General features: G+C 69.4%; 8 protein-coding genes and 3 pseudogenes. 6 read left to right on the plus strand and 5 right to left on the minus strand.

What is annotated here, in order from left to right; translation table 11 throughout:
• The first annotated feature begins 16 nt into the window (after positions 1 to 16).
• The 4 genes and pseudogenes from HEP81_RS08125 to HEP81_RS08140 form a co-directional block, all read left to right on the plus strand.
• Entirely contained in the window at positions 17 to 685 is a 669-nt protein-coding gene (locus HEP81_RS08125; RefSeq protein WP_037662517.1) for a hypothetical protein, read from the plus strand.
• A 65-nt stretch (positions 686 to 750) separates the two neighbouring features.
• Positions 751 to 1668: an SAM-dependent methyltransferase gene (locus HEP81_RS08130; RefSeq protein WP_037662515.1), complete on the plus strand. Its 918-nt coding sequence runs from the start codon at positions 751 to 753 to the stop codon at positions 1666 to 1668.
• 157 nt (positions 1669 to 1825) lie between these two features.
• Entirely contained in the window at positions 1826 to 4957 is a 3132-nt protein-coding gene (locus HEP81_RS08135) for an amino acid adenylation domain-containing protein (protein WP_078967699.1), read from the plus strand.
• Positions 4954 to 5553 (plus strand): annotated as a pseudogene (locus HEP81_RS08140) (aminotransferase class I/II-fold pyridoxal phosphate-dependent enzyme); the annotation flags it as partial. The gene HEP81_RS08135 and the pseudogene HEP81_RS08140, both read left to right, overlap by 4 nt.
• A 38-nt stretch (positions 5554 to 5591) precedes the next feature.
• On the opposite strand, the pseudogene HEP81_RS41395 reads toward HEP81_RS08140, so the two are convergent.
• From HEP81_RS41395 to HEP81_RS08160, 4 genes and pseudogenes are all read right to left on the minus strand, one after another.
• A pseudogene (locus HEP81_RS41395) lies at positions 5592 to 6633 on the minus strand (IS3 family transposase); the annotation flags it as partial.
• A gap of 989 nt (positions 6634 to 7622) precedes the next feature.
• Positions 7623 to 7835 (minus strand): annotated as a pseudogene (locus HEP81_RS08150) (IS110 family transposase); the annotation flags it as partial.
• Positions 7836 to 7878: 43 nt separating this feature from the next.
• Entirely contained in the window at positions 7879 to 9075 is a 1197-nt protein-coding gene (locus HEP81_RS08155; protein ID WP_037662511.1) for an acyl-CoA dehydrogenase family protein, read from the minus strand.
• A gap of 25 nt (positions 9076 to 9100) precedes the next feature.
• A complete protein-coding gene (locus HEP81_RS08160; RefSeq protein ID WP_037662510.1) occupies positions 9101 to 10657 on the minus strand; it encodes a class I adenylate-forming enzyme family protein in 1557 nt (518 codons plus the stop codon).
• A 150-nt stretch (positions 10658 to 10807) separates the two neighbouring features.
• Between HEP81_RS08160 and HEP81_RS08165 the strand changes: the two genes are divergently transcribed.
• Positions 10808 to 11404: a TetR/AcrR family transcriptional regulator gene (locus HEP81_RS08165; protein WP_037662509.1), complete on the plus strand. Its 597-nt coding sequence runs from the start codon at positions 10808 to 10810 to the stop codon at positions 11402 to 11404.
• A gap of 20 nt (positions 11405 to 11424) precedes the next feature.
• Here HEP81_RS08165 and HEP81_RS08170 read toward each other — a convergent pair whose 3' ends face one another.
• Entirely contained in the window at positions 11425 to 12747 is a 1323-nt protein-coding gene (locus HEP81_RS08170; RefSeq protein ID WP_037662506.1) for an MFS transporter, read from the minus strand.
• 160 nt (positions 12748 to 12907) lie between these two features.
• On the opposite strand from HEP81_RS08170, the gene HEP81_RS08175 reads away from it, so the two are divergent.
• Positions 12908 to 14089, plus strand: coding sequence for a serine hydrolase domain-containing protein (locus HEP81_RS08175; RefSeq protein WP_037662505.1), 1182 nt, complete (start codon positions 12908 to 12910; stop codon positions 14087 to 14089).
• Positions 14090 to 14140 lie beyond the last annotated feature (51 nt).

Genomic DNA, 14140 nt, shown 5'->3' on the forward strand with positions numbered 1-14140 from the left:
GAGAGGAAGAAAGCACATGACCGACCGACACCACACCGACTCCAAGACCCTGGCCGACGACGTCCGGCAGCGCCTCACCGACGATGTCCCCGGCAGCCCGCTCGTCCAGGCGCCCGTCACGGGCCCCGGCGTCCTCGAACCCCTGCGCCGTCTGGTGGCGGTGGAGTACCAGGCACACCGGGTGGAACTCGTCGCGCACGGAACCCTGCTGGCCAGGTTCCCGCACCGGCCCGCCGCCGAACTGTGGGTGACCACGGCACGCATCGTCCATGAGGCCACTCCCAAGCTGCGCGAGGTGGCCCGGGCCCTGAAGATGTCCGACGCAGACCTGGCCGGCCGGGTGGCGGACGGCGGCGCTTACGCCTTCCATGCCGCCATGTCCTGGATCGCCACGTCCGGGAGTCAGAGCACGGCAGCCCTGGCGGCCCACACCGACATGGAGGTCTACTACTCCGGTGCCAGCGCCGTCGCACGACGCCTGCGGGAGACGGGCGCCCCGGTGCCGGAGGAGTTTCTCGACTACTACGACGACCCCGGCGACGACGACCTGAAGGAACTCGCCCTGACCGTCGTCCAGGACGGTCTCGACCGCGGCGACGACCCGCACGACGCGCTGTTCCACGCCCAGCGCATCGCGGACGCCCTGCGGGGTGTCTGGAGGGCCACAACGGCCGACTCCGCCTGATTCAGGCTACCGGCGGTGCCGGGCGGCCATACCGGCACCGCACCATCCACCGGAAGGAAACCGCGGTGAAACATACCGACGCACCGACGTACGAGACACTGCCGACCCGGCGAAGTGATCCGTTCCGCGACCATGTGGTCCGCGCCTACGAGGACTCCGTGGAGGACTGGCAAAAGGTCATCGGCGAACAACTGCATTTCCAGTGGGGCGTCTTCGGCCACCCGGACGCGCCTCGCCCCGTGTCCCTCGACGAGGCAGGGCTCAGGCACCTGGAGCGGCAACTCGCCCTGGCCTTGGACGAGGTGGGTGAGCACACTCGCCCGGAGCGCATCCTCGACCTGGGATGTGGGTGGGGAGCAACGCTCAAGCATCTCGCACAGGTCTTCCCCGACTGCTCTCGACTGGACGGTGTGAACATCAGCTCCGTGCAACTCGCGCACTGCGCCGCCCTCGTACGGGGTCTGGAGCAGCCGGACCGCGTCCGCCTGTACCTGTGTGACGTCGCCGACGTCAGCGAGCTGCCCGATCCGGACCAGCCCTACGATCTGGCGCTCGCCCGGGGCGTCATCACCCACCTCCCCCCTCAGGTGTACGAGGCCATGATCACGGCGCTCGCCCGACGCATGCGGCCCGGTGCCGTGCTCATCGTCTCCGAGACGCTGTACAGCGAAGAGTTCTTGGCCCGCGAGCCGCATCCGCCCGAGGACGCGGACCCTCTGGCGCTGGGACACCGCAAGTCCCTGCGCTATGTCACCGACGTCCTGCGGGACGGTGGCTTCAGGATCCGGGACGACCGAGTGCTGCCCAGCGCGGAGGACGCCGCCCGCTGGGTGCTGGAGCTCAAGAGCAACATCGACGTCCATTTCCCCGAAGCTGCGAGCCCGCCCCTCGATGGGATCCGGCGCATGGCCACGGACTTGGCAGTCACCCTGCTCCGGCAGGAAGCCTCCGTCCACAGCATCATCGCCGAACGGACCCGGTGAGCCGCGCGTAGCAGGGGCTGCGTCACGACGTTGTACCTGCCGGACGTCGGCGCGCAGCTCACGGGCGACCCGCACCTCTTTCACTTCACCTTGTCAGTCGGCCAGGGCTGACACCCGACAACGACGACCCGTCCACAACCGAACCTGAGGAGTCGGCGTGGCAACACCAGACAACACCACCCCTTCTGTCCTGCCCCAGCATGCCCGGGACTGGAACCGGACGTCGATCGACTATCCGCGGGCGGCCACCATCCCACTTCTGTTGACCGAACAGGCCCAGGCCCGACCCGACGCGACCGCCGTCGAATGGGCGGACGGCGCATGGTCGTACCGGGAGCTTGTCGCACGGGCCCGGCGCGGCGCCACAGCCCTTCGAGCACAAGGAATCGACGCCGGCGACGTGGTGGCAGTGGCCATGCGGCGTTCCCCGGCCGCAACAGCGGTCATCCTCGCGGTGCTGCACGCGGGCGGGGTGTACCTGCCGCTGGGGCCGGACCAGCCCGCCGACCGGCTGACCCAGATCATGCGGGACGCTGGGGTCCGGGTGGTCGTGCACGACGCGGACGAGACCGTCGCGGTACCGGATTCGACGACCGCCGTCTGCGCCGACGACCTACTGGACCATCCCGACGACGCCGATCTCCGGTGGTGGGGCGAACGCGGCGCCGACGAGGCGGCGTACGTCATCTATACGTCCGGATCCACCGGCGCGCCCAAGGGCGTGGTGTGTCCCCACCGCGGCCAGACCAGGCTGGCCCGCGGCCCCGGGGAACTGCGCATCCGACCCGACGACCGCGTCCTCGCCACCACCGACCTGACGTTCGACGTCTCCTGCTTCGAGATCTTCGCCACGCTGCTGAACGGCGCCTGTCTCCTCTTCACGCAGGACTCGGACCTGCTGGACTCCAAGGCACTGGAGGGCGTGGTGCGTGACCGTCAGGTCAGTGTGATGTGGCTGAGTGCGGGGCTCTTCCACCAGCACGCCCACCTGGCACCGCACCTCTTCGCGGGGCTGCGCCTCCTTGTCGCAGGCGGCGACGTACTCAGCCCCCGCGCGGTGTGCGCCGTACTGACCGAGGGGCGGCCCGATGTGTTCCTCAACGGCTACGGGCCCACCGAGAACTCGTCCCTGTCCACCGTGTGCCGAGTGGACGAGCTGTCTCCACGGGCTGAGAACGTCCCCATCGGGGTGCCCGTCGCGGGCTCGACCGCCTACGTCGTGCGGGAGGACGGCACGGTAGCCGACCCCGGTGAAACCGGCGAACTGTGGCTCGGCGGGGACGGAGTGGCACGGGGGTACCTCGGTGACCAGCGCAGGACGGCGGACCACTTTGTCGAGGACAGGTGGAGTCCCGATGGGGTACGCGGACGGCTCTACCGCAGCGGCGACATGGCCCGGTGGCGCAAGGACGGAGTCCTCGAGTTCCTCGGGCGGCGCGACCGGCAGGTCAAGATCCGCGGCTACCGCGTCGAGCTGGACGAGGTCGAGTCGGTGTTGTCGGCGCATCCGCAGGTGCGTCAGACGGCGGTCGACGTCGTCGGCGAGGATGCGGGGCAGCAACTGGTGGCCGCTGTCGTGGCACACGGCGGACACGGTCAAAAGGACCTCACGGCCCGCCTGCACGAGCACGTACGCGACCGCCTGCCCGGCTACATGACACCGACACGCATCGCGCTGGTGGACGCACTCCCTCTCACGTCCAGCGGCAAGGTCGACCGCAGGTCGCTGTCCGCCCTGGCCGCGCCCGCCGCCCCAGCGGCCGGCGACGACGCGCCCAGTGGCGAGGTGGAGGAAGTCCTCGCAGGCGTATGGCGCGACGTCCTGCACGCGGACGTGGTCGGACGCGACGCGCACTTCTTCGCCCTCGGCGGTACGTCGCTGCGTGCCACCCAGATCACCGCTGCGGTACGCGAGCGGCTCCAGGTACCGGCTGGGTTCGGGCGTGCGATGATCCGCAGCCTGGTGGCGGACCCGTCCCTGCGGGACTTCGCCGCGACGGTACGGGGTCTGCTGGACGGACATGAGGACACCGCCCAACCGGACACCGACTTCGAGACCGAGAGCCGACTCGATCCGGAGCTGCGCTACACCGCTCCTTCGGCAGCAACGCCCGGGGCACCCCGCCAAGTCCTGCTGACCGGCTCGACCGGTTTCCTGGGTGTCTACCTCGTCGACCGGCTGTTACGGACGGGCACGGAGCGAGTTCACTGCCTGATCCGTGCCGATGACCGCCCACAGGCCCTCGCACGGCTGGCGGCCCGGATGCGACGCTACGGCCTCGATCCCGAGCCGCTGCTGGACCAGGTCGTGCCGGTACCGGGAGAGCTGGCTGAATCGCACTTCGGTCTGCCGGACCGCGACTGGGACCGTCTGGCCCGTGAGGTCGATACGATCGTGCACTGCGGCGCGCGGGTCAACTTCGCCTACCCCTACCGCGCACTCGCGCCGATCAACGTCGGTGGCACCCGCACCATGCTGGAACTGGCGGGCGAACACACCACCAAACCGCTCCACTACATCTCCACCATCGCGGTGATCGCTGGATTCGGCACCGCCGGTGTCCGGCACGTCGAGGAGGACACCCCGCTCGACCACGCCGACCGCATATCCCTGGGCTACCCCGAGACGAAGTGGGTCGCGGAGAACCTCGTCGTCGAGGCAGGACGACGGGGCCTGCCCGTTGCCGTCCACCGGCCCTACGAGGTGACCGGAACCGTGGACCGGGGTGTGTGGAACACCGACACCATGATGTGTGCGCTCTTCCGCACCATCGCCGAGACCGGCCTCGCCCCAGACATGGCCCTACCGCTGGACTTCGTGCCGGTGGACTACACCGCTGACGCGATCACGCACATCATCACTCACGAGGAGCCCGACGGCCGCGTGTACCACCTCACCAACCCTCGTGCGGCCCGCCTGCCCCTGCTCGTAGAGCGCTTGACCGCCATGGGCTATCCGGTACGGACGGTGCCGTACGAGGCGTGGACGGAGATGCTCGCCAAGTTGACGGCCCAACGGCCCGACCATCCCATGGCCCCCTACGTCCCGATGTTCGTGGAACCGGCTCGTGACAGCGAGGTCTCGGTCAAGCAGATGTACACCGACGGTGTCTTCCCCACCTTCAGCCGTCGTCACACTGACGCCGCGCTCGCCGAGAGCGGCCTCGTCTGCCCACCCGTCGACGCCGGGTTGCTCGACACCTACCTGCGCGAGTTCCGGCGGACCGGGTTTCTCGCGCCGCCCTCTACGATCAGCCCGGATGCATCCATGTCAGGGGCCTCCGCATGACGTCGCGTCGTGAGATCCGCACATCGCGGAAGTTGTCGGGTGTCTCCTACAGTCTGCGCGGCCCGCTGGCGGCACAGGCCGAAAGCCGGCGGGCTGCGGGGCAGGACGTACTCGCGCTGAACCTCGGAGACCCGGCCGCCTACGGTCTGCCTCCCGCTCGTGAGGTGGTGCGGGCGGTGCGTGACCACCTCGACGACTCCTGCGGGTACAGCGGCGCCGCCGGGCTCCCGGAAGCGCGTGACGCGGTGGCCCGGCACTACCGCGGCAAGGGACTCCACACGGTGCGACAGTGCGACGTCTACCTCGGCAACGGAGTCTCGGAACTTGCGCCCCTGTCCCTGCATGCTCTCCTGAACCCCCGGGACGAGGTCCTCGTCCCGGCCCCGGACTACCCCATGTGGACTGCCTCCATCGTCATGGCGGGCGGCCAGCCGGTGCACTATCAGTGCGACGAAGCCTCCGACTGGTACCCCGACCCGGGAGACGTCGCCCGCCGGGTGACCGACCGGACCAGAGCCATCGTAGTGATCAATCCCAACAACCCCACCGGTTCCGTATGGCCCTACGAGGTCCTCAACGGCATAGCCGACGTCGCCCGCACGCACGGTTTGGTCCTCCTGGCCGACGAGATATACGCCGACTTCCTCGCGGAGCTGCCAACAGCGCCCATCGACTGGATGACGCCCAATTCGCCGCACAAGTCGGCGAATTGCCGCGACGTGTACTGGGCGCCGTGGTCAGAGTGGAAGATCGCGCCGTCGAGGCCACCGCGGGTGGCGTCCGCCATGCGCAGGGCGTCGGTGACCAGCCCGGTGCGCATGTGATCGGCGATGGACCAGCCCACGACCCGGCGGCTGAAGCAGTCCAGGACGGTCGCCAGGTAGAGGAACTGGCCGTCCCTTACTGGGAGATACGTGATATCGCCCATGTACTTCAGGCCAGGCTCGGGCGCGGTGAAGTCCCGCTGGAAATGGTCCGGGACCGGTGTCGCCGACGGCTCGGGGATCGTGGTGCGAACCCGTCTGCGCAGGCGTATGCCCTGGATGGAGAACTTGCGCATCACGCGGGCCACCCGCTTCTCGTTGATCTTCCGGCCGTCGGCGCGGAGCTCGGCGGTGATCCGCGGAGAGCCGTAGGCGCCGTCGGAGTCGGTGTGGACGACGCGGATCTGTTCGGCCAGGGCCCGGTCGGCGGCCTGCCGCGCGGTCCGCGTGGCGGCCCCGTCCCGCCACTTGTAGTAGCTGGAGCGGCGCCCAGCACCTGGCACAACCGCTTCACGCCGAAGGCGTCCCGGTGGTCGTGGACGAACTGGAAGCGGTTCACCAGTTCGTCTCGCCGGCGAAATACTTGGCCGCCTTGCGCAGGATGTCCCGCTCGGTGGCCAGCTTCCGCTCGTTCGCCTCAAGCTCAGCCACCCGGGCCTCGAGCTGCCGGATGCGCTCGTCCGGGTCGGTGGACGGTGCCGGCTGTCCTGCCCGGGCCGACGCAGACCCACCTGACCGAGCGGCCGCAGGCGCGACGCCGCGGCGCTCCCGGTCCCGCAGTACCCACTCACGCAGCGTCGCCCTGTTGATGCCCAGGTCAGCGGCGATGCTCTTGTAGGTCGCCCCGGGCGTGGACTCGTACAGGGCCACGGCATCGGCCTTGAACTCTTCCGAATAGTCCTTCATCGCCATCGGCGGTGTTCTCGCTTCCTCCGGATCAAGCAGATCCAGTATCAACGTGTCCACCACTCAGGGGGAGGCCCCAGTCGACAGGTCCGTGACTGGACACTTCGGTCATAGATCTCACGAGTCAGACCCCCGTCCGGGACGGCACTGGGCAACCGTCCCATCGATGCTGGTACAGCGGCGTGACTCGATCACTGCCGGATGACTTCGGCCGAACGGATGCTCAACCTGACTGAACGCGCTGACAACGCGTTGGCTCTCGTCCATTCCTGACCGGTATCGGCAGGGATACTTCACGCAAGGAGGCGGCGCTCACCGGCTGCGGCAGTTGGGGCTCCCTCCCTGGTTAACAGAACCCCGATGGCCAACTCACCAAAAGACTCATGACCTGCATCCGAGAAGCCGTTGTCGTACCGATCACGGTAGACATGGAAGTGCGTCCACGCGGCTGGGTGATCTTTCGGTGGGACGCGCATGAGTGCAGGGCCTCCTGATCAGCTCGGGATTGCCGAAGTTCAAACGAACTGGCCAGGAGGTCGCCCGCATCGGGCTGAAGCCCGGCGATCGTCATCAAGCTCAAGCAGACCGTCGCCGACCAGAACGCCGAGATCCTCGAACTACGCCAGAAGTTCGCCAGGCTCGCCCTCGCTGCAGCCGTACTCACCCATCGAACCGCCCCCTCTACCTCGGACGCTGGCAACGTGGTAGCGCTCCGCCCGCCGACGGACTGACCATCCCGTCGAACCGGGCCGCCCGCATCTTGCACAGCGACAGGCAGCCCCCTCGCCACCGCTCGCCGAACTCCTCGGGCGTACCCCTGTGGCCGCCTGCCCACCAGAGCAGGCGGCCACAGTGAGCAACGCGTCCCAGCCGAAGGTCACCGGCTGGGGCGCGCGCAACGGACGGTCAGCAGCCCCGGCGCCGAACGGAGCCATGGCCGTGTCTCGGCTGCCCGAAACAGTGGCCTACTCGGACGCCCAATAACAGGGGGACGCCTATAGCAGGGGGACGCTGGACACCGTCCTGACCAGGTTGAAGACCTCTCGGGCGGCATATCGCCTGAGGCATCGGATGATCTCGCGTCGGGTCTTGCCCTCCTGGGTGCGGCGTTCGTAGTACTCCCGGGTGCGCGGGTCATGGCGCAGGCGGGTGAAGACGATGCGGTGCAGGGCGGCGTTGGCCTGGCGGTCGCCGCCGTGGTTGAGCCGGCGGCCGGTATCCACCGCTTGCCGTCGCCGGCCTACGCCCGGGTCAGTGGTTGAAGGCCAGGAGCTTGGCGATGCCGTTGCGCTGTATCTCGGACGTGCCGGTGAGGACGCGGAACATGCGGATCTTGCGGAAGAGGTACTCGATCTCGTTGCCCTGGGTGAGCCCCTCCTTGCCGTGGATCTGCACGGCCTCGTCGAGGATACGGAAGGCCGACTCGGCGACGAACAGCTTGCACATGAAGGCTTCCGCGGACACCTCGCGGCCCGCGTCCAGGGCCGCCAGCGCAGCGTAGGTCATGGAACGCGCGGCGTAGAACTCGGTGGCCATGTCGGCGACCTTGTGCTGGATGGCCTGCAGCATGAGGAGGGGTTGACCGCCGGCGACCTTGCGGGTCCGGGTGCGCTCCAGGGTGAGGGCGAGGGCGCGGCGAGTGGCGCCGAGGACGGTGGGGCAGTGCAGAAGGCGGTTGGTGGTGACCCGGCCGAGTGCGATCCGCATGCCCTTGCCCTCTTCGCCGAGGAGGTTGGCGGCAGGGACGAGGCAGTCGTCGAGGACGATGTCGCTCTCGATGTGTTCGCCGGACATGGGGGTGGCCCCGTCCTCGACCCGGCAGCCGGGACTGTCCAGGTCGACGAGGAACGCGGAGAACTGCGGCTTGTCACCCTCCTGCTCTCCGGTGCCGGCCATGCGGGCGACGACGATCGCGAAGTCGGCGAAGGGGCCGGCGGAGGAGAAGACCTTGCGGCCGGTGAGCCGGTAGCCGTCGCCGTCGCGTACGGCGACGGTGCGCATGGAGCGGACGTCGGAGCCGGCGTCGGTCTCGGTCAGGGAGAAGCAGCACGCCCTCTCTCCGCGGATGAGGGGCAGCAGGTACTTGTCCAACTGGTGCTCGCTGGCGTGCTGGAGGATGTCGCCCGCGCGCAGTGGGCCGCCCATGTCGCCGAGCACGCTGTGGCCGAGGATGCGCCCGCTGGCGCCGATCTCCTCCTTGAGGGCGGCGAGCTCGGTGTAGGTGAGGTTCTGGCCGCCGTACTCCCCGGGCAGGTGGATGCCGTAGAAGCCCAGTTCGCGGCTGCGGCGCCAGACCGGTTCGAGGTCGGCGCGGGTGAGCCGGCTGCCGGGGGTGAGGCCGCGCTCTCGTTCGTACGCGGCGAGTTCACCGTCGAGGTAGTCGCGCAGGCGGTCGACGAGTTCGGCGGTGCGCGGGTCGTCGTAGGCGGGGTGGAGGGAGAAGGTCACGGGAAGGGCTCCGAACGGGGTGGGGTCAGTTGACGCGGCGGGCGGTGTGCGCCCAGAACGGTTCGCGTACGGTCTTGCGGTCGAGCTTGCCGTTGCGGTTGTGGGGCAGTTCGGGCACGAAGTCGACCGAGCGCGGCTTCTTGAGGCGGTCCAGCCGGTCGGCGCAGAAGGCGATCAGTTCCTCGGCCGTGACAGTCGTACCGGCATGGGTGACGACGACGGCCTTGACGGCCTCGCCCCACTGCTCGTCGGGCACGCCGACGACACATGCCTCCTGGACGGCGGGGTGTTCGTACAGGGCGGCCTCCACCTCGGTGCAGTAGATGTTGAAGCCGCCCGAGATGATCATGTCCTTCTTGCGGTCGACCAGGAAGAGGTAGCCGTCCTCCCGCATCCAGGCCAGGTCGCCGGTGTGCACCCAGCCGTCGCGGAACGTCTCGGCGGACAGCTCCGGCTCCTGCCAGTACTCGCGGACGCAGTCCGGGCCGCGCACGATGACCTCGCCGACCTCGCGCGGACCCAGCTCCCGGCCCGACTCGTCGACGACGCGTATCTCGGTGTCGTAGGACGCACGACCGCACGACTGAAGCAGCTCCGGATCCTCCTTCACCGCGCGGGCGATCTCCTCGCTGCTCAGGCCGGCGACCACGCTGGTGGTCTCGCCCAGCCCGTATCCCTGGGCGACGACCGGCCCGAAGAACTCCACCGCATCGCGCAGGCGTTGGGGCGAGATGGGTGCGCCGCCGAGGCGCACGCTCGTCAGCGAGCGCAGGTCGTGGTCCGCCGCGCCGGGATGGGCGAGCACCATGTTCAGCATGGCCGGCACCAGGAAGGTCGCGGTGATGCGTTCCGTCGCGACCGTTTCGAGGAAGCTCTGCGGGCTCCAACTCGGCAGCACGTAGGTGGTCGAGCCGCCGAACACCCCGGCCAGCAGGCCCATGCCGGTGGCGTGAGTGATGGGGCCGCAGGCGAGGTAGCGGGTGCCGGGGCGGGGCCGGGACTCGTCGGCCATCAGCTGCTTGCGCATGTTGGCGAGGCGGTTGCCGACCGTCTGCACCGCCGCCTTGAGCGCACCGGTGGATCCGGAGGTGAAGTTCAGAACGCAGGGGGCGTCCTCGCTGACCTCGACGTGGAACGGCAATGCATCCCCCTCGGCCAGCAGGCCGCTGTAGGAGACCTCGCCGGGCTGCGCGCCGTCCAGGCAGACCGGCAGGCACCCGGTGCCCGCCGCGGCGATCGCAGCGAGGGCGTCCTCGCGATGCGCCGCGTCGTAGAGGAGTACGCGGACCGGGGCGTAGCGCAGGATGTGCCCGATCTCGCCGGTGCCGAGCCGGGCGTTGATCGGTGCGCGCGTCAAACCGGCCTTGTACAGCGCGAACTCGAGCTCCACCAGCTCGCCGCGGTTCCAGGCGAGGGAGGCCACCGCGTCACCGGGACGCAGGCCCCGGGCGGCCAGGGCGCTGGCCAGGCGGTCGGCCGCCCGGTCCAGGTCGGTGAAGCTCCAGACGCGGTCCCCGCAGACGAGGGCGGGGGCCTGGGGCCAGTAGCGAGCGCTGCGCGAGAGGTAGATGCCGAGGTTCATGAGGGCCTACTCAGTTAGATGACGTCCGTAGATTTACATGTCGATTGTTTACAGACACTCTGTTCAATAACCGACGGTGGTGTCAAGAGTCTCTAGACTGGCCCCGCACGCGTCACCGCGGCGTGCGGGACGATCGACGAGGAGGGGTGCATGGCGGAGGACAGGCGGACCAGGCGCTCGCGCCGGGCTCTGGGGGCTGCCCTGGTGGAGCTGGTGCTGGAGCGGGGGTTCACGGCGCTGACCGTGGAGGACATCACCGAGCGCGCGGATGTGGCCCGGGCGACCTTCTACGCGCACTTCCGCGACAAGGAGGACCTGTTCGCGCGCGTGACCGCCGACCTGCTGGCCGAGCTGTCCGAGCGCCTGGTTCCCGCGGTCGCCGGCAGCGCGGTCGGCTTCACCGGCAAGCCGATCCTGGAGATGCTGCGGCACGCGCGCGAGGACCGTGATCTGTACCGGATCGTGCTGCGCGGCGAGGGCGACGGCAAGCCGCTGCAGATGTTCGTGGACGCCTGCGCGCGGGCCACGGCCGAGGAGTTCCGCGCCCGCGCGGAACGCAACGCCGTACAGCCGCGCATCGATCCCGAACTGCTGGCCCGGGTGTGGGTCGGAGAGCAGATCGCGGTGCTGCGGTGGTGGGTCGAGCAGGAGACCCCCTCACTGCCGGCCGAGGAGGTCGTCCGCATGCTCCTCGACCTGGCCCTGCACGGCCGCTACTGGGCCAGCGGCTTCGAGCCGCCGGCCTGAGCCACGCGTTTCTCACCGGTTCACTCGACCGGGAGCAACCGGCGGATGTCCCGCTCGGGCCGGATCGCGGTCAGGGCGGCCAGACCGCAGACCATCATCACCGCGGCCGACACCAGGAAGGCATGGGTGTATCCGGTGCTCTGGGAGGATGCCGAGTCCAGCAGGCGTCCGGTCAGGTACGGCGCGATCAGCCCGGGCAGGGTTCCGGTGGCGGCGACGATGCCGAACACCGCGCCCCGCTGCGAAGGCGGCACGACGGCGGCCGTTGTCATGTAGTGCAGGGGGAAGGTGATGGCGTGCGCGCCGAACGCCAGCGTGACCAGCGCCAGGAGCAGCGGCCGAGCCCCGGCGAAGGGGAAGGTCGCCATGGCCAGCGCGGCGAGGGCGACGGAGATCCCCTGCGGCGCACCGCTCGACCAGCGGCTGCGCACGCCCCGCCGGTTCAGCGCGTCGACCAGCGGTGAGACGACCAGCAGCAGAACGAAGCTGAACGCCGAGACGCCGCTGATGAACGCGGCCGCCGTACCCGGTGACATGCCGAGCTGCGTGCGCAGGTAGGCGGGCAGCCACGCCTGGCTCAGGGACAGGGCCCAGGAGGCGCCGAAGGCTCCTGCGATGCTTCCCGTCACCGTGCCGTTCAGCAGCAGCCTGCTGTACGGCAGCCGGCGTGCCGGCCCGGAACCGGAGGCGCCTGCCGGCGCGGACGCGTGGCCGTACGGACCGTCGTGCCCCGCGCGCCACCACAGCAGGCTCCACACCGCGCTCGTCACCGCGAGCACTCCGAACGCCGAGCGCCACCCGAACGCGGTGATCAACCAGGTCACGACCGGCGCGGCGATCAGCGTGCCCAGCGCGGCACCGCTGATCTGCAACGCCGACGGCAGTCCCCGCCGGTCTTCCGGAAACCACTTGTACAGCGCGTGCATCGACATGGGTGCGGCCGGCCCCTCGGCCGCACCCAACAGCACCCGTCCCGCCACCAGCGCCGGCACCGAGGCCACGAAGAGCACAGGCAGCTGCGCCACCGCCCAGACGGCGGCCATGGCCACCAGGAGCACCCGGCTCGAGACCCGAGCGGAGACGAACCCTACGACCAGCCCGGAAAGGCTGAACAACACGGCGAAGGAGCTGGAGATCAGACCGTAGGTGCTGTTGCTGATATGCAGCTCATCCATGATCGGCACCGCCGCGAGCCCCAGGACGGACTTGTCCGCGTAGTTGATCAGCATGAACGCCACGATGAGCGCGGTGACGAGCCAGGCGTGCCGACGGCCGGACCGCGGGTCCGGCGGAGGACCGGGGGCGTTCGGGTAAGCGGCGGGCCGGGGATGCTGCGTGGCCATGGACACTCCTGCGGCTCGGAACTGAAAGGTGAGTACGATGTCGGACAGCTTGTCTTGTAGCGGACGAGCTGATTTGGCAACCTAGGCGCCAGACAGCCGCAAGGTCAACGCCTTGACGAGCCCCACGCTCGGAAATCCGATCCGGCAACAGGAGTGACCCATGTCCGAGACAGTTCCGCTGAGCGATCTGCGGTGGACCCGCGGCTACACGGATCCCGCCTGGATCCGCCGCTTCACCTCACAGGGCCGTGAACTCTCGCCCAGCCGGCGGGTGTGGCGGGGTCAGGAGCTCGCGCGTCCCCTGACCTGCACCGAGGCGGACCTCGACGCCCTTGTCGTGACCACCGACACCGGCGCACTCAAGCTCCCGGGCCTGTTCGCCGCGGCCCAGACGGACGCGTTCCTCGTCATGCACCGGGGCCAGGTCGTCTACGAGCGCTATCCGCACGGCGCTGACGCGCACACCCCTCGCTTCAACGCCTCGGCGGCCAAGTCCTACCTCGGGCTGGTCGCGGCGACGCTGGCACACCAGGGGCTGCTGGACCGTACGGCGACGGTCTCCGCCTACGTCCCCGAACTGGCCGGAACGGCTTTCGGCGACGCACGGGTGCAGGACCTGCTGCACATGGGCACCAAGGTGAGCTATGCCGGCCGCCCCTTCGACAAGGCGATCGAGGCCCAGCGGTACCACGCGGTGATCGCCGCGCAATTGCGGCCCTTCGGCTACAGCGGGCCCACGACCATCCGCGAGCACCTCCTGACGGCCCGTGCCACCGGGGCTCCGGGAGAGGAGTTCCGCTACGAGAACGGCAACGTGGAGACGCTGGCCGAAGTCCTCCGCCGCGTTACGGGCCTGACCACGTCCGCGCTGCTCAGCGACCTGCTGTGGGCGAGGATCGGTGCGGAGGAGGACGCGTACTACGTCCTGGACGGCGACGGGATGGAAGCAGCCTGCGGAGGCTTCAGCGCGACAGCACGCGATGTGGCCCGGCTCGGTGAGATGCTGCGCTGCGGCGGAGCGGTCGGGGATCAGCAGGTGGTTCCGGAGGAAGTGGCCCGCACGATCACCAGCGGCGTGCCCGACGGCTACCCCCGCCGGGTGCGCTTCCCGGCCGCGCCCCCCGACTCACCGGCCACGCTCTCCTACCACGACCTGTGGTGGGTCTTGAACGACTCCTACGACTCCTATATGGCCAGTGGCATCCACGGCCAGCGGCTTTTCGTGTCGCCGGGCCTGGACCTCGTGATCGTCCACTTCGGCTCGCAGGTCATGTCGCCCGCCGTGCCGCCGGTCCCGCTGGTGCAGGCGTTCGTGCGGATCGGCGAGCACCTCAACTCGTAAAGCCGCGCTGAAACAGCGGAGTCCGTGACCGGGTGACGGTCACGGACTCCG

Source organism: Streptomyces griseofuscus (assembly GCF_014673495.1).
Classification (GTDB): Bacteria; Actinomycetota; Actinomycetes; order Streptomycetales; family Streptomycetaceae; genus Streptomyces; species Streptomyces murinus.